Consider the following 23,213-nt stretch of genomic DNA (forward strand, 5'->3'; position numbering starts at 1 on the left):
ATGTCTGTAGCGGGCTCACCCTTTGTTGTGCCTATTTTATGGTCACCCCAGCATGGGTCTATCTGTGCGTGCGGACCGTCTTTATTCGCCCTCTACCAGAGCTCGTCCTCCTCACCGTAGGCGGCAAGCTCCTCACGAATCACCGACATCGACACCGAAGAGGAGTACCCGCGGCGCGCGAGCATCCCCAGCAGGCGACGGGTGACCCTATCCTTCTCGGCGCGGTCGCTCAGATCCATGCCGGGGCGCAGCTTCTTGCACACCAGCTCGGCGGCGTCCTCACGTTCCTGCTCGTCGGTGCGCTGGGCCAGGGCGTTCTCCGCTTCCTCGCCGCGCACCCCGCGCTCAGCGAGCTCACGGCGTAGCGCGGCGCGGGAGAGCTTCTTGGTGCGGCTCTTCTGCGCCACAAACGTTTGGGCGTATTCGGCGTCGTCAATGAGTTTTGCCGCCTCAAATTTATCGAGCAGCGGCTCAATGAGCTCCGCCTCGAAGCCTTCTGCCTGCAGCTTCTTCCGCAGCTGACCTCGGGTTTTTGCAGAGTACGCCAGCTGGTTGTACACGATGGTTTTAGCACGCGTGTAGGGGTCTGTTTCTTCCGCGGCTCGGGCGGCACACACCTTCTGTTTCCAGGAAGGCACGTTGCTTTCCGACCGCGAGGAAGCATGTCCCACCTGAGAGCCGCCCGGTTGGGAGCCGCGTGCTCGAGAACCGTCCTTTGGCGATCCAGCCGAAGCGGCGCGGCGCTTTCCGGTACCGACGCCCTGCGCCTCCTCCTCGGCAATACCGCGGATAAGCGCTTCTTCGGCGGGGGTGAGTTCTTCGTTCAAGCTACTTCCCTCCCTGAATAGGCGGCTCCCCGAGCCGCGGCCTGCAGGACTCTTGCGGGTTTCCTCGTCGTCATTTCGAGCCCCGAAGGCGGGCGCGTAGGGCGAGCGGCTCCGCATTTTCTCTTGCTGCGCCGCGCTCATGCGACGGAATCCGCGCTTGTAGTCGGTGTTCTTGGAGGCACGCGAAGACTTGCGTTTCTTCTGCTTATCCCGCTGAGCTGCTTGCCTCTCGATCTCTTCCTTTTCTTCGGCGGTGAGCCCCGATCCGATGGATGCGGCACCGGCTCGACTCATACGCCCAGCCGCCATGGGGCGCGGCTCGGCACCGCCGGGGGTGAACGCACGAGCGGGCGCTTCGTCAATGGAGACGGCGGGCAGGTTCGGGTCAACGAGCAGGCTGCGGCGCGGGGATTCGCCGTCTTCCTCAGAGCTGCCACCTTCAGAACTGGCGGGCACAGCCTGCAGGGGTAGCTCGGGTACGCGGAACTCACCGGCGTAGTCGCCGCCGTTATCGCGGGCAATGCTTTCTTCAACAAAGCCGTGCGCGGCGGGGTGCCAGTCCGGGAACTCCTCAGCGACTACAGAATCCGCGGCCCTGTTCCGCACCCACTTTTTGGGTGCGTTTTCTGTGGCCACTGACTTCTTCTTAGGCGCTGACTTCTTCTGAGGCGCGGGCTTTTCAGCCTGCCACGCTTTCGGCTTGGATTTTTGGGGTGCGGTTTCTTGGCCCCCACGCTGCTCCGCTATCGCTTCTGCGGGTGCCGCTTCGTCCGAGGGTACCCAATACTCCCCCGCGTACTCTGCTTCAGGGTACTCTGCTTCAGGGTACAAAGGCTCTGCCGGATAGGGAGGTTCACCCTCATAGGGCGGCTCATCAGGGTATGGGGGCTCATCCTCATACGGGGGCTCTTCAACAGCGGGAACAGTAGCCTGCGGCGCCTCCCAGGTGAGGGTGGGCTCCGCCAGGGCGGCAGGTGCCTCAAAATTGAGCGCCTCGAAGCCGCCTACCTCAACCGGCGGGGCGGTAGATTCAAACGAACCAGTAGCTTCAAAGGAAACAGACGCAGAGAAAGTCGAGTCATGGAATGCAGGGTCATGGAAGGCTGACCCCTGCATAGTTGAGGGACCGAAGTGGGGTTCGGTCGCATCCAGCGCCGCAAAACCGGCGTCGTCGTCACGCGCGCTGTTTTGCTCACGCTCTTTATGAGCGTTCTGTTCCGTCATGTTCAGTTCCTCCTCTCCCCTGTGTTGGCTCGCTTGATGACCCGTGCACCGGGTTATACGGCGCTCCCCCATTGTAACGAGGCGCTGTCCCGGCACCCGCTGGCGCTCCATATAAAGCGCTCCCGTTAACGACAGATTGCCGTGCACCGTGCGGAATGCACAGCACACGGCAATCAGTCGTGGCGTTAGCAAGAAGCTACGCGGGCCGGTTTAGAACTCCTCAGCCAGCTCGTCCAGCGGGTCGTTACCCTCAGACTCAGCAGCTGCCTGCTCGTCAGCTTCTTCCTCAATGATGCCCAGCTTCACCAGAACCTTGTACTGCAGTTCCTCGGTGAGCTCGGGGTTGTCCTTGAGCAGCTTACGAACGTTCTCGCGGCCCTGGCCCAGCTGCTCACCGTCGTAGGTGAACCATGCGCCGGACTTCTTGACGATGTCGTTCTCCACCGCCAGGTCCAGGATGCCACCCTCAACGGAGATACCCTCACCGTAGAGGATGTCGAACTCAGCCTGCTTGAAGGGCGGAGCCATCTTGTTCTTCACAATCTTGGCGCGGGTGCGGTTACCGATCGGGTTAGCGCCGTCCTTGAGGGTCTCAATGCGGCGGATGTCGATACGGACCGAAGCGTAGAACTTCAGCGCCTTACCACCGGTGGTGGTTTCGGGAGAGCCGAAGAAGACACCAATCTTCTCACGCAGCTGGTTGATGAAGATTGCGGTGGTGCCGGTTGCGGAGAGGCGACCGGTAATCTTACGCAGAGCCTGGCTCATGAGGCGAGCCTGCAGACCCACGTGGGAGTCACCCATGTCGCCTTCAATTTCGGCGCGGGGTACCAGTGCTGCAACGGAGTCGACAACCACGATATCAACGGCACCGGAACCAACCAGCATGTCCATGATTTCCAGTGCCTGCTCGCCGGTGTCGGGCTGAGAGACCAGCAGCTGGTCGATGTCCACGCCCAGCTTAGCCGCGTAAATCGGGTCCAGCGCGTGCTCGGCGTCGATGAACGCTGCCACGCCGCCTGCCTTCTGAACGTTCGCTACAGCGTGCAGTGCAACGGTGGTCTTACCGGAGGACTCGGGACCGTAAATCTCGATGACGCGGCCGCGGGGCAGACCACCAATACCCAGAGCGGCATCCAGAGCGATAGCGCCGGTGGAGATAACCTCGGTCTTGGTGATTTCCTTATCACCCAGGCGCATGACTGCACCCTTGCCGTAGTTCTTGTCGATCTGTGCCATCACGGCTTCAAGTGCCTTGGCGCGACCCTCTTCGGGAACGCGAGCTACGCTCTGAGACTTGGTGTTCTTAGCCACGGTAGTACCTCGTTCTTTGTGTTGTCAGTGGTTGACGGGAGTAATGTTTCTTCGGAATCGGTGGGACTCGTAATCGAGACCTTGAAGGTTTTGGCCTACCGGTTCCTTCTGAGACTACTCTAGGGTCACAGCCTGACAGGATAAGGCCATTTTTTAAAATCTGTGGAAAACTTTGAAGATTTTTCCGAAAAATTCCTGATGTGGAAAAGTCTAGCATGAGTCGAACAAAATTACGACCCGGTTTCGAATAAATCGGATAGGGTTTCGGCATATATTTTCGAAAAACCCCGGATTCTCGGCTAATTATTCGAAAATACCTCCCGCACAGGCGCCAGCACTCGAACAAACGCTAGGGAACAGACGGTGGGCACCGCCCATACGCTAGAACACGCCAGGCTCACTACCTAGCGCAGCGGTTCCTTATCCGGACCCAGGCGGCGCTCCTGCGGAATCTCCTGCTCATCACAGATCGCCAGCCACACATCCCTCGGGTTAACGCCCTGGTCCAGCGCCTCCGCAGCGGTCACATGACCCAGCGAGCCCAGCACCAGGTCCCGCGCAAGTACCGGAGCATACCCGGCACCGAACTCATACTCCATGCACGCCCAAAATTCGCTCAGCTTCACAAGCGCTCCTTCCGCTTCACCGCTAGTTTGCTTCATAATTCGTCACATCGCTCGGTAATAAACCGAGAATAAGCGATGCCGCACACCCACCTTACGGGGATGCACGGCATCGCTTCACGTTTAGTGCGGCATGTGCCGCCTCGCATTACTTCGAGAGAATGTAGTAATCGCTCTTGTACTGCTCAGACATCTCAGCCGGAACAGTATCCGGGATCTGAACGCCCTCGAGAACCGCCATACGGTCGGCAACCTCACGCAGCATCTGGGACATCGGAATGTCCAGAGCCTGGCAAATCCATGCCAGCAGTTCGGAGGAAGCTTCCTTCTGACCGCGCTCAACTTCGCTCAGGTAACCGAGGGAAACACGGGCACGCTGGGAAACCTCGCGTAGGGTGCGACCCTGACGCTGGCGAACGTCGCGAAGGACCTCACCGATTGCCTGTCGCAGGGGAACAACCTTAGCTTCCTCAACGACCGGGGCGGCCTGTCGGGGGGTCTCCTCGATTTCCTTCCACTTAGTAATGCCATTAATCGATACGCGCTGCTTAGCCATGAGCTTCTATATCACTTTCCTGAGTAGGTATTCCCGACGCGCGGGACTGTACATAGTTAAGCCTAACTGATTTTTGGAGCGTGAGCTAGGAGCCCCGCCATTTTTGTCTTTTTCTTACGGCTTGTATCTATTCAAACAGACGAACCTATGCCTTTATTCCCTCGGAGCTGAAAGAACCCTGTGAATATATTTGAACCGTAAAATTTTTTCTCAGGTAGGCGCTGCACAGACGACTACACAGCCGTTCCAGGCGCCGCACAGCACAGCACAGCACAGTCTAGCCCAGCACGCTACGCCTGCTCGTTCTCCAGAACCCCACCGGCACCGCCGCGCACCGCACGCGCCAGCAGGGCAATCGCATCCGCGCTCGCCGCCGCACGAATCTGCGCCCGGTCCCCCGAATAGTGCCGCTCAAACACCTCAGAACCGGACGGGGAACACACACCAATATAGACCGTACCCACCGGCTGACCATCCGCAGGGTCAGGACCGGCAACACCCGTGGTCGACACCGCATAATCGGCACCGCACACACGCGCCGCACCGACCGCCATCTGCACCGCCACCGCAGGATGCACCGCACCCTCACGCGCCAACAGCTGAGCGTCTACGTCCAGCACCTGAGCCTTCACCTCGTAGGCATAGGAAATCACGCCGCCGCGGTAATACGCGGATGCGCCCGGCACCGTACAAATCGCACCGCCAACATCCCCGCCGGTCAGCGACTCAGCCGTCGCCACCTGCACCGGGCCTTCCTGGGCGGCGCGCAACTGCACCGCATCACGCAGCAACAGCGCCGCCGCCTCCGGGGTACCGGAGAAAACCTCAGCGGAGGAAAGCCCAGCGGACAGAGCATCTTCAAGTACGAGGGGAACCATCATTCTCTCCTTTCAGCGGCGCACCGCCGCCCGAACCTTACGCGGTACACACCGCACCGCAGGTACAGCGAAGGGGAGCAGCACACGCCACTCCCCTCGCCTCTAGTTACCGCCGCCCTGGGAGGCCTGAGCCTGCAACCAGTTACGACGCAAAATATACGCATCACGCACATACACCAGACCGGTCCACACGGTAATCGCGGTGACCGCGCCCATCAGAACCCAACCCGGAATCAGCCAACCGATACCCAGCTGCCCCAGCGGCAGAAGCATCAGCACCAGCGCCACCGTCTGCAGCACGGTCTTAATCTTGCCGCCCTTACTAGCGGCCATCACACCGTACTTAATGACGAACAGGCGCATGATCGTAATGCCCCACTCACGTAGCAGAATCACAATCGTGACCCACCACCACAGCTCGCCCAGCGCCGACAGCACAATAAACGCCGCGCCGGTGAGGAACTTATCGGCAATCGGGTCAGCAATCTTACCGAAGCTCGTAATCAGATTACGCGAGCGCGCCAAGTAGCCGTCCGCCCAGTCCGTGAGCATGGCAAGAATGAAAATAATCCACGCGAGCCAGCGGTGCGTCGGATCAGCGGCACCAAAGGTACCGCCCGCGACTAGGGCAACGATGAAGAAAGGAACCGCAATAATACGCAGAACCGTCAACACATTCGGCACGTTCCAGTTCGAAGGCTTCGCTGTGCTGACCGCACCGGCGGGTGCGGAATTGCGAGCTTCACTCATATCGGCTCCTTACGGGTAGATGGCTTTCGACGGTGAGAGACCGCATACGCACCGACACCTAATCGTATCGGGGGTACGCAAACACCCCGTACCGTCCATTATACGTGTGCCGTAGCAGACATCACGGGGACGATACGGGGTGTATGTCGCGAGTTCACCCAGCCGAGTGGACTCAGCCGAATGGATAGGGCGCTGAAAGGCTAACGGCCGGTCAGCTGCCAGGCGTCCTCCGAGCCATCATCATCGGGCTCATCGAAATAGTCGGTGACCGCCTCGCCCGGGTCCACCGCGTTCGCGTACGGGTCGGCAGCCGGAGGCTCCTCACCGCGAATACGCGCCAGGGTCGCCTGCAGGTCATCCGGGCGGATGAGCACCTCACGTGCCTTCGAGCCCTCCGAGGGGCCCACCACGCCCTGCGACTCCAGCAGGTCCATGATGCGGCCAGCCTTCGCGAAGCCCATGCGCAGCTTACGTTGCAACATCGAGGTCGAACCGAACTGGGTCGTAATCACAATCTCCGCCGCCTGTAGCAGATCATCGAGGTCATCGCCGATTTCCTCATCAATCTGCTTCTTCGCGGCAGAGACCATCACGTCCTCACGGTAGATGGTCGGCGCCTGCTTCTTCACGTGCTCAACCACGGCGTGAATCTCAGATTCAGACACCCACGCACCCTGAACACGCATCGGCTTCGAGGCACCCATCGGCAGGAAGAGCGCGTCACCCTGACCGATCAGCTTCTCAGCGCCGGGCTGATCCAGCACCACGCGAGAGTCAGTGACCGAGGAGGTCGCAAACGCCATACGAGACGGAACGTTCGCCTTAATCAGACCGGTCACCACATCCACCGACGGACGCTGGGTCGCCAGCACCAGGTGAATACCCGCCGCACGCGCCAGCTGCGTAATACGAACAATCGCCTCTTCCACGTCACGCGGAGCGACCATCATCAGGTCGGCGAGCTCGTCAACAATCACCAGCAGGTACGGGTACTCGTGCACCGTGCGCTTGCTACCGGGATCGGGCTGAACCTTACCCTCACGCACCGCCTTGTTGAAATCGTCCACGTGCTTGTAGCCGTAGTGGGCGAGGTCGTCGTAACGGGCGTCCATCTCACGAACTACCCACTGAAGAGCCTCAGCAGCCTTCTTCGGGTTCGTAATGATGGGCGTAATCAGGTGCGGAATACCCTCATAGGCGGTCAGCTCCACACGCTTCGGGTCAACCATCACCAGGCGCACCTGGTCGGGAGTTGCACGCATCAGAATCGAGGTGATCATCGAGTTCACGAACGAAGACTTACCGGCACCGGTCGCACCAGCGACCAGCATATGCGGCATCTTCGCGAGGTTCGCCAGCACGAAGCCGCCTTCAACGTCCTTACCCACACCCATGACCATCGGGTGCTGGTTCGCGTGAGCCTGCGGGGAACGCAGCACATCACCCAGGGCAACGGTCTCACGGTCCGTATTCGGAATCTCAATACCGATTGCGGACTTACCCGGAATCGGGGACAGAATACGAACATCCGGGCTCGCCACAGCGTACGCAATGTTCTTGCTCAGCGCCGTCACACGCTCCACCTTCGTGGCGGGACCCAGCTCAATCTCGTAACGGGTCACGGTCGGGCCACGCGAGAAGCCGGTGACCTGCGCATCCACCTTGAACTGCTCCAGCACGTTCGTCAGAGCCTCAACCACGTGCTCGTTGACCTCGGAGGATTCCTTAGCGGGCGGGCCAGAAACCAGCATCTCCTCAGAAGGCAGCACGTACGCGCCGCGGGAGGACTGCACAACCTGCTCACCGCGTGCCTGCTCGGTGGTCGCCACCTGAGTATTGTTCTGCAGCGGGCGGGATGCGCCAGCCTCGGGCGCTCGCGAAGCCGCGGGAGCCGCGTTCTTCGAGTGCGCGCCGGGCGAGTGCATGCGGGTCGGAATCGGAGGCTGTGCCGCGGATGCTGCAGGAGCCTGGGATGCGGAAGCCGAGGTAGCAGACTGCGCAAGGTTCACCACCTGGTGCGGTTTCGTCTGCGGTGCAGCTTCCTCAGAAGCACCGAAGCCGTCATATGCCTCAACGTCAAAGAGAGGCTCCTCGCCAGGAATACGGTTCACGCGGCCGTTCGCCACGGCGGCACGCTGCACCTGATCCAGGCGGGCTGCGGGTGCATCCGACGCCTCAACGTCGAAGAGGTCAGGGCTGCTCGAATAAGCACCGTTCTGTGCAGAAGTACCCTGGGCGGACGTACCCTGCGCGGCCGGTGCCTGGTTGAGGCGACCGGGCAGACGGGACAGACGGTTCGGCTTAGCCGCCGGGCGCGTCTGCTGAGCGGATCCCTGCGCAGAATCCTGTGCAGAGTCCGCCGGCTGTACCGGCATCTGCGTGGTCTCCGGGTGAGTCTCATCCACCACGGCACTCACGAATGCTTCATCACCGGCGTACTCGTCCAGGGAAGAATCGGTCGAGGCAGCGGGAGCAATGCCCAACCAACCGCGCAGACGAGAGAACAGGCCGCCAGACTTCGGAGCCGTACGCGCCGGCTTCTCATCCTCGTACAGGTAGCTACGGTCGTGCTCCTCAGCGTTCAGATCCACGGTCTGAGTCGCATCCGAAGGGCTATCCTTCGCGGAGGTTCGAGTCGTGCCGTTAGGCTTCTCACCCAAAGCCAAACCGACCAGGTGCAGGGTACGCGGCACCACCTGACGAATCGGAGTGTTCGTCAGAACCATCAGACCGGCAATACCCAGTAGCAGGTGAATCAGAATCTCAACGAACGCAATACCCCCGCTCAAACGCACAATGGGGGTGCCCAGCAGCACACCAGCCACGCCACCACCAGCCCAGACGGCGTCAAAACCATCCGCGAACGTCGGGTGACCCGCATGGCGTGCAAAGAACAGGGATGCCGCCATCAGCATGATGAAGGACCCCACCGCCACGCGGTTATTACGTTTAATCAGGTCGGGCCCACGGAAAACACACCACGCCATGATGAGGCAGAACACCGGAATCAACAGGGCGCCCTGACCGAAAATACCACCCAGCATGGTGTGCCAGGCGTCCAGGGGCGCGCGCAACAAACCGAGGGAGGTGTGGGCACGCCAGTTGTACCACTCCACTCCGGCGCTAATCATGCCGAACAGCAGGATGGTGAGCGCGCCACCGTCACGGCGGTCTTCGGGCGCAAGGTCGGTGCGCACCGCGCCAATGGAGCGGAAGAGCCCACCGATAGCGTGAGCGATGCTCAGCCAGACGGAGGAGATAGCGCCCGCTACAGGGTTCGCCGCGTTGGCACCGCGCTGGGCACCGCCTCGGGAGGTGGTGCGCTTGCGGGTGGTCTTCTTAGTGTTTGCTTTAGTAGAGGTCGTGTTACGACCCTTCGTGGTCCGTGGAGCCATACCTTTTAGGGTATCAACCTTCCCGTTAATGTACCGATTCTTTCGTTATCAGTGAGCTAAAAAGTGCGCCCCGCCCGGTGCCTATAGAGGTGTTGATAGGGCACTGATGAGGCGCTTCTCCCCTACCGCGTTCGCGCTTACGCAGCTTTTCGCGTAGCTTTCGCGCATACATTCGGCAGATACACGGCAGATACGCGGCAGGCGGGGCCGACACCAAGTATCGACCCCGCCTTTTCGCTATGACAGGCGACTAGCCTCGCGCAGAGTATTAGTTCTTCGCGGCCTTCGAGGTGTTCTCAACAACCACGGGAACAATCATGGGCTTGCGGCGCAGACGGCGAGAAATCCAGGCACCGATGGTGCGGCGCACAATCTGCTGCAGCTGCTGCACGGTGTGTACCTTCTCGGGTGCGCGGTGCAGAGCATCCTCCAGAGCGGCGGTAATCTTCGGAACAATCTCGTCGAAGACCGAGTCGTCCTCAGCGATACCGCGAGCGTGAATATCCGGGCCGGTCACCACGCGCTTGGTTGCACGGTCCACGACGGTCACGATGGACACGAAGCCCTCTTCACCCAGGATGCGGCGGTCCTTCAGGTCGCTCTCGGTGACCTCACCGACGGAGCGGCCGTCAACGTACAGGTACTCGCAGGGAACCTCGCCCACCACGGACGCCACGCCATCGCGCAGGTCCACAACGGTGCCGGACTCGCAGAGCAGCACGTTCTTCTTCGGAACGCCGGTCTCCATCGCCAGGTCACCGCTAGCAATCAGGTGGCGAACCTCGCCGTGAACCGGCATAACATTCTTCGGCTTGAGGATGTTGTAGCAGTACAGCAGCTCACCCGCGGCAGCGTGACCGGAAACGTGGACCTTCGCGTTGCCCTTGTGCACCACGTTAGCGCCCAGCTTCATGAGGGCGTTGATGATGCGGAAGACGCTGGTCTCGTTACCGGGAATCAGCGAGGAGGCGAGCACCACGGTGTCGCCGGGCTCAATCTGAATCTTGTGGTCACCGTTCGCCATGCGCGACAGTGCCGCCATCGGCTCGCCCTGCGAACCGGTGCACATCATCACGATCTGGTCGGGGCGGTAGTCGTCAACCTTCTTCAGGTCCACCAGCACGTTGGCGGGAACCTTCAGGTAGCCCAGCTTCTCAGCGATGGTCATGTTGCGGACCATGGAGCGGCCCACGAGCACGACCTTGCGGCCACGCTCAGCGGCTGCGTCCAGAACCTGCTGCACACGGTGAACGTGCGAGGAGAAGGACGCCACAATGATGCGGCCGCTCGCGTCACGGAATACGTTCGACAGCACCGGACCGATGTGCTTCTCGGTCGGGGTGAAGCCGGGAACCTCAGCGTTGGTGGAGTCCGGCAGGAACAGGTCCACGCCCTCCTCGCCCAGGCGAGCGAAGTGGCGCAGGTCGGTGATGCGGCCATCCAGCGGCAGCTGGTCCATCTTGAAGTCACCGGTGTGCAGAACCTTGCCAGCCTTGGTACGGATGTAAACAGCCAGTGCGTCCGGAATCGAGTGGTTCACAGCAACGAACTCGCACTCGAACGGGCCGAAACGCTCCACCTGGTGTTCCTTCACCGCGAGGGTGTAGGGCTTGATGCGGTGCTCGGCGAGCTTCGCCTCGACCAGCGCCAGGGTCAGTTCGGAGCCGACCAGGGGGATGTCGGGGCGGCGGCGCAGCAGGTAAGGAACCGCACCGATGTGGTCCTCGTGGCCGTGGGTCAGCACCATGGCGACCACGTCGTCCAGACGGTCGACAATGTAGCTGAAGTCGGGCAGAATCAGGTCCACGCCGGGCTGGGACTCTTCGGGGAAGAGCACGCCGCAGTCAACAATCAGCAGCTTGCCGTTGATTTCGTACACGGTCATGTTACGACCGACTTCGCCCAGACCGCCCAGGGGCACCACGCGCAGGGTGTCCTTCTTCAGGCGGGGAGGCAGGGGAAGATTCGCTTCAAAGACGCTCATCGTGTGTCTCCTCTTTCTTCTATGTTTTCTTGTGATGTCTGTGATTCGTAGGCGACGCTTCGTACCGCATGCGCTCCCGCCGGTTCGGCTCTCACATGCCGAGGAGGTGGGGTGCTGCCGGTGCGTCCAAATCACCGAAAGTATTCAAAAGTATTGGGGGTGTAGTGCGCGGGTGCCTCTGCCTAAGCTGGGCCCCTGTCTGAGTGGTGGCCGAATCATTGGGCGGTAAACCGCGGCAATACGCCAGAGCGGACCCCTCACCTAGTGTTAGGTGTGGAGTCCGCGTCCGTTGGCTACATCATGCGCCCGAAGTCGGGGTGTGACGGTAGCCGAAGTCCTCTATATATACGCGCTCTGCACGATAAGTTGTGCAGGTTCTGCGTTAAAGTTTAGGCGTTCTTCAGGGTGTGAGCGATGCTCGAGGAGAGCAGGTCAGCTCGCATCGCCTGGGCAACCTCCGGTTCGGAGAGTACGTGCGGCAGGCGAACGACGGGCTCATCCAGCACACCCTGCCAGGAAAGAATTTCCTTGGCGGCAACGCAACCGGGGGCACGGCCCATGGTTGCTCGGACAATCGGAGTCAGTTCCAGGTGAAGACGCTGAGCCTCCACCAGGTCCTGTGCAACGACAGCATCAATCAGGGCACGGAAGAGTGCGGGTGCCACGTGTGCGGTCACCGAGACGAGGCCGACGGCGCCCATTGCCATCCAGGGAAGGGTCAGTCCGTCGTCGCCGCTGTAGTAGTGCAGGTCGGTGGTTGCCATAACTTCGGTTGCGGCACCGAAGTCTGCCTTGGCGTCTTTCACCGCTACAATACTATCAATTTCTGCAAGGCGACGGTAGGTTTCGGGTGCGATGGGGATGCCCGCACGACCCGGAATATCGTAAAGCATGACGGGGGTCTCAGTTGCCTGCGCAACGGTCGCAAAATGGGCGTAGACACCCGGCTGAGTCGGCTTGTTGTAGTAGGGAGTCACGACCAGCAGGCCGTCCACACCAATCTTTTCGGCACGGTGCGCCAGCTCAATAGTATGCGCCGTATCGTTTGAACCAACACCGGCAATAATCTTCGCGCGAGAACCGACGGTGTCCTTCACAATCTGGAAGACGCGTTCATTCTCGTCATCGGTCATGGTGGAGTATTCGCCGGTGGTACCGCAGACTACCAGACCATCGTGACCGTTCTCCACAAGGTAGTTCGCCAGGTCTGCGACCTGCTTTTCATCAACGGAGCCGTCCTTCGCGAAGGGGGTCACCATTGCGGTCAGGAGGCGACCGAAGACGGGTTCAACAAAAGTACCGGGGTTCGAAAGGTTCTCAGACATATGTCCAGAGTACGCCCGAAATGCAGATTTTTCCGTTAGAACGCATAAGTTTTCATGCGTGTTCTACTATTCGGACTCTTTCAAACCCGCGGTACTTCCACGAGAGCCTATGAAACCGGGCACATAGCCTCGGCGTTATCAGTCTCATACCGAAAATAAATGTGGCATTGACTAGGGATCGCAGGGTCAGAGCCTAACGCATGCCCTTCGCCTGACCGCCCGAACGCAACGACCACGCGTTACGCATCGCCGCACGGGCACGCTTGCGTTCACCACCGGCATCGTACATGCACGCCAGGTTGAACCACGCCTTCCAGTTCTCGGGGTCCTGCTCAACCGCCGCCGCGAAGCCTTCAAACTCCACCGCTGCCGCCTCACGGTCCACCTTACCGCTCGGGGTGCGAGGCAGGGTATCCTCCGCCAGTTCGCCTGACGCCGCCAGTTCCTGAGCCATACGCTGAATACGAGCACCGAAAAGCACCTCACGCACCAGCGCCCACGCACCCAGAATCGGCAGCAGAATCATACCCGCACCAAGAACAATGCCAGCCACCGAACCGGAGGTGAGCATCACGAACCCCTGCTGCGCAATATGCACCAGGTACAGGGTCAGCAGCGCGCAAGTCAGCGCCGCGAAGGTCTTGCCGAATCCGCCAGCATCCACCGTCACAAAGACAGCACTAAAAATCAGCACACCCAAAATAGAGGCACGCGCCGCCAAAGGCAACGGAAGAATCAGCACGGTCAGCACCATCAGCACGCACGCACAGATAGTCCACAGACGCAGTGAAGTCCACCAGGGGCTACGAGCCTCGGAAGATACCTGCGAGGCGTCGGGTGAAGTCTGTTCAGACATAACGCTCCCCTACGACAAATCCATGTAGGCGTCCAAGCCCACGCTCAAACCCGGATGCGCCGCCACCTCACGCACACCCAACAGTACGCCGGGCATGAAGGAGGCACGGTCAAAGGAATCGTGACGAATCACGAGCTGCTGACCGGGATCGCCCAGCAGAATCTCCTGATGCGCCACCATGCCGCGCAGACGCACCGCATGTACGTGAATATCGTCGATTACGGCGCCGCGCGAGCCCAAAGGATCGGAGGTGGTGGCATCCGGGCTTGCACCCACGCCAGCCTCCGCGCGGGCGGCAGCCACCTTACGGGCGGTGTGCACAGCGGTACCGGAGGGGGCGTCCACCTTATTTGGGTGGTGAATCTCGATAATCTCTACAGACTCGAAGTAGCGTGCCGCCTTCGCCGCGAACTCGGTGGCGAGAATCGAACCAATCGCAAAGTTCGGGGCGATGAGCACACCCACCTCGGGGTGCTCAGCCAGCAGTTCGCGCAGGGAGTTCAGACGCTCGGGGGTCCAACCGGTCGTACCAACCACCGCGTGCATACCGTGCTCCACCGCGAAGCGCACATTCGCCTCGCTGGAATCGGGAACGGTCAGGTCAATAACAATCTCTGCACCGGCATCGACCAGCTCCTGCAGGTCGTCGCCGCGGCCCAGTGCCGCCACCAGGTCCATGTCTGCGGAGGTGTTGACGGCGCGCACCGCCTCAGAACCCATACGGCCTGCGGCACCGAGTACCGCAACCTTCCAGATTTTTTCGTTACCCTCGCGGGCCATCTTCTCTCCTCCGTAACTTATGAGCACCCCGACGATGGGGCAGACGCTGTGACGTACAGCCTCTATTATCCCCGTGTGAGCGCGGTGCACGCCATCGCACACGCTGGGTGAGATGCCCTGCGGAACCTCAGCGGCATAAAAAGCGAAGTAATCTAACCGTCATACAAGCCGTTTAATACGCTATCTAAAGTTAGCAACCATATAATTAGGAAGTATTTCTATAATTTCCATCCTACGGAGTGCTTTGACAGTATGAAGTCCCTCTTTACCTCCTCCGTGCGTCCAGATGAGGCTAACCGGCGTTATATTCTGCCGGGTCTGGACGGTCTGCGAGCAATCGCTGTGCTCCTCGTGATGGTGTACCATTTCTGGCCCACCGTACTACCCGGCGGCATGATCGGCGTGGATATTTTCTTCGTCATCTCCGGTTTCCTGATTACCTCCCTGCTTCTGCGTGAAGGTGCTCTCACCGGCAAAATTGCCCTGGGCAACTTCTGGATTCGCCGTGCCCGCCGACTACTTCCCGCCATTACCCTGCTGATTCTGGTCATGGGACCGGTCAGCCTGCTCATTGGCGGCGATATTCAGGTGAACCTCGGCCGACAGCTCGCCGGTGCGGCGACCTTCTCGTCCAACTGGATTTCCATTTTTGCCGGTAATGACTACTTCGCGCAGACCTCCCCGGAGCTCTTCACAAACTTCTGGTCCCTGGCAGTGGAAGAACAGTTCTACGTGGTGTGGCCGCTGCTCATTGTTGGCGCCGGCGTGCTGTTGCGCCGTTCGTGGCGTCGCTTCAGCGTGGTTATGGTGCTGGGCATTATTGCGTCACTGAGCGTTGCTACCGCTCTTCTGATGTCCGGCGCACCCATTAGCCGCGTCTACTACGGCACCGACACTCACCTGTACGGCCTGCTGCTCGGCGCCCTGCTGGCGTTTGCGCGCCCCTGGTCGCTGTACCCGCCGTTGCAGCAGTCCGTGCTGTACCGCGTGGCTCAGCCCTTCGGCCTGGTTGCCTTCGCCCGCGTCATGATCAGCTGGCTGTCCCTGTTCGCTCTGATTCCCTACGCAATTCTGGTTCCCGAGTCGGCTCCCGGTGCGATTCCCTGGGGTCTGTTCGGCGCCTCCCTGCTGGCGCTGGGCGTGATTCAGGGCATGCTTCCGGACATGCTTGCTGGCGCTTCCGAGGTGCTGCGCCGCCTGCTGAACTTCGCTCCCCTACGCTGGGTGGGTGAGCGCTCCTACGGCCTGTACCTGTGGCACTGGCCGCTCGCCGTGGTCATGCACTACCTGATGGGTGCGGACCGTTCCCCGCTGGTAAATGTGGGCGTTTTGGTGGCGACCTTCGCGATTGCGGAGATGTCGTACCGCTGGGTTGAGACCCCGATTCGCCGCTACGGTTTCCGCGGTAGCGCTAATCGCGTGGTGGCGGCTTTCCAGTCTTCACGCACTAAGTTCCTGCCGGTTTCGGTGGCTCTGGCTGTTGTGGTGGCTGCCGCTTCGACCGGTCTGGCGGTGCACACCGCTCCGGCGATGACTACCGCGCAGCAGTCCGTTGAGGACGGCAAGCGTGCCGCCGCTGAACGCCTGAAGGCTCGTCAGGAGGCGCAGGCTGCGAGCGCATCGGCAAGCCCGAGCGCTTCTGCTACGGGTAAGGATGCGAAGGCTTCTGCCTCTGCTAGCCCTTCCGATTCGAAGGCTGCAACCGGTTCGGTGAACTCCTCGCAGGTGACCATTGTGGGTGACTCCATTGTGGTGGCGGTATCCCCCGAGCTGTACGACAAGATGCCCGAGGCATCTATCGATGCGGCTGAGGGACGAACCATTGCTAAGGCCCTGCCGATTATTAAGTCTATGGGTTCCAACGGCCAGATTCGTAAAACCTTCGTGCTGTCGGTGACCGCGAACTCGACCATTCTGGATGGTCAGCTCGACGAGGTTCTGGCGGCTATGCCCGCCGATTCTAAGCTGGTGCTGGTCACCGGTTACGGCCCGCGCAACCTGACCTGGATTGACTACTCGAACGGTAAGATTCGTGAGTTTGCGGCTCAGCATTCTGATCGTGTGATCATTGCGGATTGGAACTCTACGATCCGCCAGGCTCTGCAGACTCAGAGTGGTCTGCTGGCCTCTGACGGTGTTCACCCTGAGGTTGCTGGTCAGGAGCTCTACGCCCAGGTGCTGATGGAAGCTATTGCCAAGGCACAGAAGTAGTAGCTCTCAGCGGTAGCTTTTTCGGTTCTGCCGCTCATGCTGAGCGTCAAGAGCATGGGCGGCAGAACACTCGGAAGCACTTCTTGGAAGTATCTCTTCGTAGATACCGATGCACACAAAATGCCCGTTCCCTCCCCCGCTTTGGTGGGGTGTGGGAACGGGCATTCTATGCCTTATCAGCGTTGTGTTTTAGGGATGTTCAGGGGCTAGCGCACGATGGTGGTAATCATCTGCTGCTGCCCCAGGTACGCCGCCAAGTCGCGAACCTCCTCCAGGGAGACCGCGCGAATCTTCTCCAGCAGCTCATCGGTGCTCGTGAACAGTCCAGAGTCCAGCTCGGCGCGACCCAGACGGGACATGCGCGATCCCGAGTCCTCGCTACCGAGCACGGTGGAACCAGCCAGCTGGCCGCGGACCTTCGTCAGCTCCTCCTCGGTAATACCGGCGGTGGCGAGCTTATCGAACTCGTAGCCCATAACCTCGCGCACCTGCTCGGTCTTAGCGGGCAGGCAGCCCGCGTACATGCCGAAGTAGCCGGCATCCGAGTACGCACCGGAGAACGCGAACGTGCTGTAGGCGAGGCCTCGCTTCTCACGAATCTCCTGGAACAGGCGCGAGGACATGCCCGCACCGAATGCGCTGGTCAGCACGCTCATCGCGTAGCGGCGGTCGTCACCGGCGATAATGCTCGGGCAACCCATCACAATGTTGGTCTGTTCGAAGCCCTTCTCCACCTCACGCAGCTCACTCAGCGGAACAATGCCGCTGTCGGTGCGTACGCGACGCGGTGCCGGTGCCACGCCCTCCTGCAGGTTCCAGCCGTAGCGGGTCAGCGCCTCCAGCACGAGGCGGACCATGGTGCTATGCTCCAGCGAACCTGCGGCAGAAATGACCAGGCGGTCCGGGGTGTAGTAGCGCTTGTAGTGCTCCCACACGGCGTCACGCGGCACCTCGGTAATCTCCTGCGGGGTACCGCCGATGGGGCGGCCCAGCGGGTTCTCACCCATAAGCTGCTCCACGAAGTTCTCGAAGGCAACGTCGGTCGGGTCGTCCTGGTCCATGGCGATTTCTTCGAGGATCACGCCGCGTTCCTGTTCCAGGTGAGCCGGGTCCAGCAGGGCGTTGGTGACCATGTCGGTGATGACGTCCACCGCCATGGGCGCGTCATCGTCGAGCACGCGCGCGTAGTAGCAGGTGTGCTCCTTAGCGGTCAGGGCGTTAGATTCGCCGCCTACCGCGTCGAAGGAGGATGCAATGTCCAGGGCGGTGCGGGTGCCGGTGCCCTTGAACAGCAGGTGCTCCAGGAAGTGGGTGGAGCCGAGCATGCCGGGGGCTTCGTCGCGGGAGCCGACTCCCACCCAGAACCCGATGGATACGCCGCGGGTACCGGGCATTTTTTCGGTAATCACGCGCACGCCACCGGGCAGGATGGAACGGCGCACCTCGTTACCGCCCACACCTTCGTAGATGAGGCGGCCGTGCTCGTAGTTGAGCTCTTCGGCAATCGCCTCAAGCTCGACGGGCAGGGAAATAGACATAGGGAGAAGAACCTTTCAACAGGTACGTCTGAAGGTAAGCATTCCCGCCCCACTACCTATAGGCAGTCCCACAGTTGGTGGGGCGGGTGAGCGTCAAAAGATGCAGGGCAAGCACAGCGAAGGGGCGCCCGGTGCATCCGGCGGGGAATGAACCGCACCGGGTGCGCCGAACGCCCCTCATCACTTAGCGGGGGTTACGACTACTCGTCGTCGCCACCCTCAACGACCGGTGCCAGCGAGAGCTTGCCGCGGTCATCAATCTTGGTGATCTCCACCTGGACCTTCTGGCCCACGGAGACAACGTCCTCAGCGTCAACAACGCGCTTGCCGCCATTGAGCTTACGCATCTCGGAGATGTGCAGCAGGCCATCCTTACCGGGGGTCAGCGAGATGAACGCGCCGAAGTCGGTAACCTTCACCACGGTACCCAGGTAGCGTTCGCCAACCTCGGGAACCTGCGGGTTAGCGATAGCGTTCACTGCCGCACGGGCAGCCTCGGCGGAGGGGCCGTCAGCTGCGCCGATGTATACGGTGCCGTCGTCCTCAATGGAGATGTCTGCGCCGGTGTCTTCCTGGATCTGGTTGATCATCTTACCCTTGGGGCCGATAACCTCACCGATCTTGGCAACCGGGATCTTCACGGAAATAATGCGCGGTGCGAACTCGCTCATCTCATCCGGTGCGTCAATCGCGCTGACGAGTACCTCGAGGATGTGCAGGCGTGCCTCACGTGCCTGGGTCAGTGCGCCAGCGAGCACGGATGCGGGGATACCGTCGAGCTTGGTGTCCAGCTGGATAGCGGTCACGAACTCAGAGGTACCTGCAACCTTGAAGTCCATATCGCCCAGTGCGTCTTCCGCGCCGAGGATGTCGGTCAGGGCTGCGTAGCGGGTCTCGCCGTCAACCTCGTCAGAGACCAGGCCCATTGCGATACCTGCAACGGGTGCGCGCAGCGGCACACCGGCGTTCAGCAGGGACAGGGTCGATGCGCAGACCGAGCCCATGGAGGTCGAGCCGTTGGAGCCCAGAGCCTCGGAGACCTGACGGATTGCGTAGGGGAACTCTTCGCGGGAGGGCAGCACCGGGGTGATTGCGCGCTCTGCGAGTGCACCGTGGCCGATTTCGCGGCGCTTGGGCGAACCCACGCGACCGGTCTCACCGGTGGAGTACGGCGGGAAGTTGTAGTGGTGGATGTAGCGCTTGGACTTGACCGGGTGCAGGGAGTCCAGCTGCTGCTCCATCTTGAGCATGTTCAGGGTGGTGATACCCATAATCTGGGTTTCGCCGCGCTCGAAGAGAGCGGAACCGTGAACGCGGGGCAGGATCTCAACCTCAGCGGTGAGCTGGCGGATGTCGGTCAGGCCGCGGCCGTCAATACGGACCTGCTCGGTGAGGATGCGCTGGCGAACCACGTGCTTGGTCAGGGCAGCGAATGCTACGGAGACCTCGTTGGAGCGCTCTTCGAATTCCTTACCTTCGCCGGTGAGAGCTTCCATGAGCTCTTCCTGCAGCTCGGATGCTGCTGCTTCGCGTTCCTGCTTGCCAGCGATGGAGTACACCTCTGCCAGGCGGTCTGCTGCGAATGCTTCAACTGCTGCGTCGACGTCCTCGCCGTGGCCGCCGAAGAAGGGCAGTTCCAGGGCGGGCTTGCCTGCGCGAGCCACCAGATCAGCCTGCGCCTTGCACAGTGCTGCGATGAAGGGCTTAGCTGCTTCCAGACCCTCAGCGACGATCTCTTCGGTGGGGGCGGTCTGGCCGTCTTCCTTGATGAGCTTCCAGGAGTTGTCGGTTGCTTCTGCCTCAACCATCATGATGGCGACGTCTTCGGTACCGTCAGCCTTGGTGACGATACGACCTGCAACAGCCATGTCGAATACAGCGTTTTCCAGCTGGGAGTACTTGGGGAAGCAGACCCACTGGCCATCGATCAGTGCCATGCGCACGCCACCGATGGGGCCGTTGAACGGCGCACCGGACAGGGAGGTCGATGCGGATGCAGCGTTGATTGCGAAGGTGTTGTAGATTTCGTCCGGCTCGTAGGTCAGGACGGTCACAACGACCTGAACCTCGTTGCGGATGCCCTTGGTGAAGGCGGGGCGCAGCGGGCGGTCGATCAGGCGTGCAGCCAGGATTGCCTCGGTGCTGGGGCGGCCTTCGCGGCGGAAGTACGATGCGGGAATCTTGCCGCCTGCGTACATGCGCTCTTCCACGTCCACGGTCAGCGGGAAGAAGTCGAAGCCCTCACGGGGAGACTTGCCGATTGCGGTTGCGGAGAGCAGGGTGGTCTCGTCATCGATGGTGACGAGGACAGAGCCAGCAGCCTGCTTTGCGAGGCGGCCGGTTTCAAAGCGCACGTGGCGCTTACCGTGAATGCCGTTGTCGATTTCGACTTCAGCAAACTTGATTTCGGGACCTTCCACGGTTCCTTCTTTCTTCTTGGCAGGCCGTACGGCGCACGAGTCGGCCTTCGATAGGAAACCACGGCACCTCTCCCCCGCCTTTTCGTATGCTCGACGTGTGTCGGTGAGGTTGCGGGGGTGGTGTTGTTCCGTAATTCGCTACCGAGGACCGCGGCGTGTGTGCCGGTACGGCCTTCTGTTCTTTCTTTCAGGTGGGACGGCGTCTTCTACCGGTTTCTCGCTGTGAATCTAGCGCTGGATTCTAGTCTTGGAATCTAGCGCTGGAATCTAGCGAGCGGAAGATGCGCCCCTCAACGCGGCAGTACGGACGCGCTGGCGCTACCCGCCTCCGTGATGGAGGGTTGGTAGTGCTGACAGCACGTCCGCACACACCGCCTAAAGGCGAATAATCACCACAAAAGCGTCAAGACGCTCCTGTTTTATCGGCGCAGACCCAGGCGCTCGATCAGCGAACGGTAACGCTCGATGTCGACGCTCTTCAGGTAGCCGAGCATGTTGCGGCGACGACCAACGAGGATCATCAGGCCACGACGGGAGTGGTGATCGTGCTTGTGGAACTTCAGGTGCTCGGTCAGGTCGGCGATACGACGAGACAGAACTGCAATCTGAACCTCGGGCGAACCGGTGTCGCCCTCGTGGGTTGCGTATTCCTTGATGATTGCCTGCTTGACAGCGGGATCCAGTGCCACTTTTAACTCCTAGAGTTAGTACCGCATACGTCCCGTACGGACGGTTGCCGCCGGGTGGTGGGCTTACGCCCTGTAATACACGTCGTCTGCTGCGGACTGCAGACGCGTTCTTCCCATTCTACGCTACCGGGGCGCTTTCGTGGAAGGGTGAGCAGAAGCCCGGCGACAGGTAGCTCATCACACTACCGGTCGCCGGGCTTTGCAGTCGGGTTCTCACACCGGGTTCTCACGCCGAGTCCTCGCACCGGGCTCTACGTTTATTCAGTGGCTCTACGTTTATTCGGTGTCTGCGCTTCTACTCCCTATGCTTCTGCTGCTTCAGCGCGAGCGCGCACCACCATGAGGCGGTAGTAGCCCAGCAGGAACAGGCACCAGATTGCGCCCATCACCAGCGCCAGCTGGGTGTCGGCGAAGCAGCCGAAGAGCACCACGATAAAGATCATGAACACCAACGCCAGGTAGCTCAGCCACAGGGGCTGGCGCACCGGCTGCGCCTCGGTATCGGCGCCGCTACGCTTGAAGGCAATGTGCGCCAGCAGAATCATGACCCACACGAATACGGTCGCGAAGGTTGCCAGGGAGGCGACCACCTCGAACGCGTTCTCGAAGAGCACGTTCACAATCACGCCGACCGCCATAACCAGCACCATGATGAGGGTGGTCATCCAGGGCGCACCATTCTTCGTAACCTTCGCAAAGGAAGCCGGCGCCAGGTTCTGCTTCGCCAGGCCGTACATCATGCGGCCGGCACCGTACACGTCCGCGTTCAGCGCAGAGATGGCAGCGGTAATAATGACCACGTTCAGAATCGAAGCAGCCGCCGGAATACCCAGGCCCTCAAAAATCTGCACAAACGGCGAGTTCGCCTTCGTCACCGAGTACCAGGGGTACAGGGACATGATGACCGACAGGGTCAGAATGTAGAAGATGAGGATGCGGAACGGCACCGTGCGAATCGCCTTGGGAATCGAGGTGCGCGGGTCCTTCGCCTCACCGGCGGCAATACCGATGTTCTCGATACCGCCGAAGGCAAACATCACCACGGTAAAGCAGGCGAGGAAGCCGGTAAAACCGTTCGCGAAGAAGCCGCCTTCAAGCGCCCAGAGGTTCGTGACGGAGGGTGCCACAGAGTCGTGCGCCTGCACACCCACGAAGAGCAGGGCGATACCGCCAACAATCATGGCGATAATGGCGCTGACCTTCACGAGCGTGAACCAGAATTCGGTCTCACCAAACGCCTTGACCTTCGCCAGGTTAATGGCGAGCAGAATCAGCAGAACCGAGACGATCCAAATCCAGGAGGGGCTGTTCGGGAACCAGAACTTCATGTACACCGCGAAAGCGGTCACGTCCGCGATGGCGACCAGCGCCATTTCCAGGGCGTAGGTCCAGCCGGTCACAAAACCCGCCCAGCGTCCAAGGTAGCGGGTGGCGTATTCGGAGAACGCTCCGGAGACCGGGTGCGCCAGGGCGAGTTCGCCCATTGCGCGCATTACCATGAACACTGCAACGCCACCAATAACGTAGGCAAGCAGCACGGAGGGGCCCGCCAGCTGAATGGCGGATGCAGAGCCGTAGAACAGGCCGGTGCCGATGGCGGAGCCGAGGGCGATGAACATGATGTGACGCAGGGAGAGTCCACGCGCTAGCTGCGGGCTCTCGGAGGTAGCCTCAGCTACGCCCTGCTGTACCGGGGATGAGTCCGGAGTGGTATTCATCTTCTTCTTTTCCTTTACCTCGTGGGGTGTACCCGCCGGTGGCGGGGAAACTTATCGGGCGGTGCCGCAGCTTAGCAGGTGGCTGAGAGCGGTACCGGTTGATTCACTCCCCATCGAGTGATGGG

At 60.8% G+C, this 23,213-nt stretch carries 16 protein-coding genes; 1 reads left to right on the forward strand and 15 read right to left on the reverse strand.

The window, feature by feature from the left end; all coding sequences use genetic code 11:
- Nucleotides 1-92: 92 nt before the first annotated feature.
- The 11 genes from HMPREF2879_RS05300 to dapB form a co-directional block, all read right to left on the reverse strand.
- Nucleotides 93-2,051: a RecX family transcriptional regulator gene (locus HMPREF2879_RS05300; protein WP_070634973.1), complete on the reverse strand. Its 1,959-nt coding sequence runs from the start codon at nt 2,049-2,051 to the stop codon at nt 93-95.
- A 210-nt stretch (nt 2,052-2,261) separates the two neighbouring features.
- Entirely contained in the window at nt 2,262-3,365 is a 1,104-nt protein-coding gene (gene recA, locus HMPREF2879_RS05305; RefSeq protein ID WP_005507111.1) for a recombinase RecA, read from the reverse strand.
- 404 nt (nt 3,366-3,769) lie between these two features.
- On the reverse strand, nt 3,770-3,991 hold the full coding sequence (locus HMPREF2879_RS05310) for a DUF3046 domain-containing protein (RefSeq protein ID WP_049351797.1): 222 nt from the start codon (nt 3,989-3,991) through the stop codon (nt 3,770-3,772).
- 145 nt (nt 3,992-4,136) lie between these two features.
- Entirely contained in the window at nt 4,137-4,544 is a 408-nt protein-coding gene (locus tag HMPREF2879_RS05315) for a helix-turn-helix domain-containing protein (RefSeq protein ID WP_012903910.1), read from the reverse strand.
- A 290-nt stretch (nt 4,545-4,834) separates the two neighbouring features.
- A complete protein-coding gene (locus tag HMPREF2879_RS05320; RefSeq protein ID WP_070634974.1) occupies nt 4,835-5,425 on the reverse strand; it encodes a CinA family protein in 591 nt (196 codons plus the stop codon).
- A gap of 99 nt (nt 5,426-5,524) precedes the next feature.
- Entirely contained in the window at nt 5,525-6,172 is a 648-nt protein-coding gene (gene pgsA / locus HMPREF2879_RS05325; RefSeq protein WP_049356045.1) for a CDP-diacylglycerol--glycerol-3-phosphate 3-phosphatidyltransferase, read from the reverse strand.
- Nucleotides 6,173-6,372: 200 nt separating this feature from the next.
- Nucleotides 6,373-9,567 (reverse strand): FtsK/SpoIIIE family DNA translocase, encoded by a 3,195-nt coding sequence (locus HMPREF2879_RS05330; RefSeq protein ID WP_070633925.1) that lies wholly within the window; start codon nt 9,565-9,567, stop codon nt 6,373-6,375.
- Between the two features lie 268 nt (nt 9,568-9,835).
- Nucleotides 9,836-11,551 (reverse strand): ribonuclease J, encoded by a 1,716-nt coding sequence (locus tag HMPREF2879_RS05335; RefSeq protein WP_049348890.1) that lies wholly within the window; start codon nt 11,549-11,551, stop codon nt 9,836-9,838.
- 389 nt (nt 11,552-11,940) lie between these two features.
- On the reverse strand, nt 11,941-12,876 hold the full coding sequence (gene dapA, locus HMPREF2879_RS05340) for a 4-hydroxy-tetrahydrodipicolinate synthase (RefSeq protein ID WP_005507104.1): 936 nt from the start codon (nt 12,874-12,876) through the stop codon (nt 11,941-11,943).
- A gap of 193 nt (nt 12,877-13,069) precedes the next feature.
- Nucleotides 13,070-13,732: a tetratricopeptide repeat protein gene (locus HMPREF2879_RS05345; RefSeq protein ID WP_070604820.1), complete on the reverse strand. Its 663-nt coding sequence runs from the start codon at nt 13,730-13,732 to the stop codon at nt 13,070-13,072.
- A 9-nt stretch (nt 13,733-13,741) separates the two neighbouring features.
- The gene (dapB, locus tag HMPREF2879_RS05350) at nt 13,742-14,512 is read right to left on the reverse strand and encodes a 4-hydroxy-tetrahydrodipicolinate reductase (protein ID WP_070604818.1); all 771 of its coding nucleotides are present in this window, start codon (nt 14,510-14,512) and stop codon (nt 13,742-13,744) included.
- Nucleotides 14,513-14,764: 252 nt separating this feature from the next.
- Here dapB and HMPREF2879_RS05355 point away from each other — a divergent pair, with 252 nt between their 5' ends.
- Nucleotides 14,765-16,723 (forward strand): acyltransferase family protein, encoded by a 1,959-nt coding sequence (locus HMPREF2879_RS05355; protein ID WP_070634975.1) that lies wholly within the window; start codon nt 14,765-14,767, stop codon nt 16,721-16,723.
- Between the two features lie 206 nt (nt 16,724-16,929).
- On the opposite strand, the gene HMPREF2879_RS05360 is transcribed toward HMPREF2879_RS05355, so the two are convergent.
- The 4 genes from HMPREF2879_RS05360 to HMPREF2879_RS05375 all read right to left on the reverse strand — a co-directional run bounded on the left by HMPREF2879_RS05360 (nt 16,930) and on the right by HMPREF2879_RS05375 (nt 23,088).
- The gene (locus tag HMPREF2879_RS05360; RefSeq protein WP_005507100.1) at nt 16,930-18,261 is read right to left on the reverse strand and encodes a M16 family metallopeptidase; all 1,332 of its coding nucleotides are present in this window, start codon (nt 18,259-18,261) and stop codon (nt 16,930-16,932) included.
- 200 nt (nt 18,262-18,461) lie between these two features.
- Nucleotides 18,462-20,681: a polyribonucleotide nucleotidyltransferase gene (locus tag HMPREF2879_RS05365; protein WP_005507099.1), complete on the reverse strand. Its 2,220-nt coding sequence runs from the start codon at nt 20,679-20,681 to the stop codon at nt 18,462-18,464.
- A 419-nt stretch (nt 20,682-21,100) separates the two neighbouring features.
- Nucleotides 21,101-21,370 carry a 30S ribosomal protein S15 gene (gene rpsO, locus HMPREF2879_RS05370; RefSeq protein WP_005507098.1) on the reverse strand — a complete coding sequence of 90 codons (270 nt, stop codon included), beginning with the start codon at nt 21,368-21,370 and terminating at the stop codon, nt 21,101-21,103.
- Between the two features lie 302 nt (nt 21,371-21,672).
- On the reverse strand, nt 21,673-23,088 hold the full coding sequence (locus HMPREF2879_RS05375; RefSeq protein ID WP_070634976.1) for an amino acid permease: 1,416 nt from the start codon (nt 23,086-23,088) through the stop codon (nt 21,673-21,675).
- Nucleotides 23,089-23,213 lie beyond the last annotated feature (125 nt).

It is taken from the genome of Rothia sp. HMSC069C04 (assembly GCF_001812895.1).
GTDB lineage: Bacteria > Actinomycetota > Actinomycetes > Actinomycetales > Micrococcaceae > Rothia.

What these genes read in the sequence shown, in the direction of transcription:
- HMPREF2879_RS05300 (WP_070634973.1), bottom strand. Translation starts at nt 2,051, where the DNA reads ATGACGGAACAGAACGCTCATAAAGAGCGTGAGCAAAACAGCGCGCGT.
- HMPREF2879_RS05315 (WP_012903910.1), bottom strand. Translation starts at nt 4,544, where the DNA reads ATGGCTAAGCAGCGCGTATCGATTAATGGCATTACTAAGTGGAAGGAA.
- HMPREF2879_RS05320 (WP_070634974.1), bottom strand. Translation starts at nt 5,425, where the DNA reads ATGATGGTTCCCCTCGTACTTGAAGATGCTCTGTCCGCTGGGCTTTCC.
- pgsA (WP_049356045.1), bottom strand. Translation starts at nt 6,172, where the DNA reads ATGAGTGAAGCTCGCAATTCCGCACCCGCCGGTGCGGTCAGCACAGCG.
- HMPREF2879_RS05330 (WP_070633925.1), bottom strand. Translation starts at nt 9,567, where the DNA reads ATGGCTCCACGGACCACGAAGGGTCGTAACACGACCTCTACTAAAGCA.
- HMPREF2879_RS05335 (WP_049348890.1), bottom strand. Translation starts at nt 11,551, where the DNA reads ATGAGCGTCTTTGAAGCGAATCTTCCCCTGCCTCCCCGCCTGAAGAAG.
- dapA (WP_005507104.1), bottom strand. Translation starts at nt 12,876, where the DNA reads ATGTCTGAGAACCTTTCGAACCCCGGTACTTTTGTTGAACCCGTCTTC.
- HMPREF2879_RS05345 (WP_070604820.1), bottom strand. Translation starts at nt 13,732, where the DNA reads ATGTCTGAACAGACTTCACCCGACGCCTCGCAGGTATCTTCCGAGGCT.
- dapB (WP_070604818.1), bottom strand. Translation starts at nt 14,512, where the DNA reads ATGGCCCGCGAGGGTAACGAAAAAATCTGGAAGGTTGCGGTACTCGGT.
- HMPREF2879_RS05355 (WP_070634975.1), top strand. Translation starts at nt 14,765, where the DNA reads ATGAAGTCCCTCTTTACCTCCTCCGTGCGTCCAGATGAGGCTAACCGG.
- HMPREF2879_RS05360 (WP_005507100.1), bottom strand. Translation starts at nt 18,261, where the DNA reads ATGTCTATTTCCCTGCCCGTCGAGCTTGAGGCGATTGCCGAAGAGCTC.
- HMPREF2879_RS05375 (WP_070634976.1), bottom strand. Translation starts at nt 23,088, where the DNA reads ATGAATACCACTCCGGACTCATCCCCGGTACAGCAGGGCGTAGCTGAG.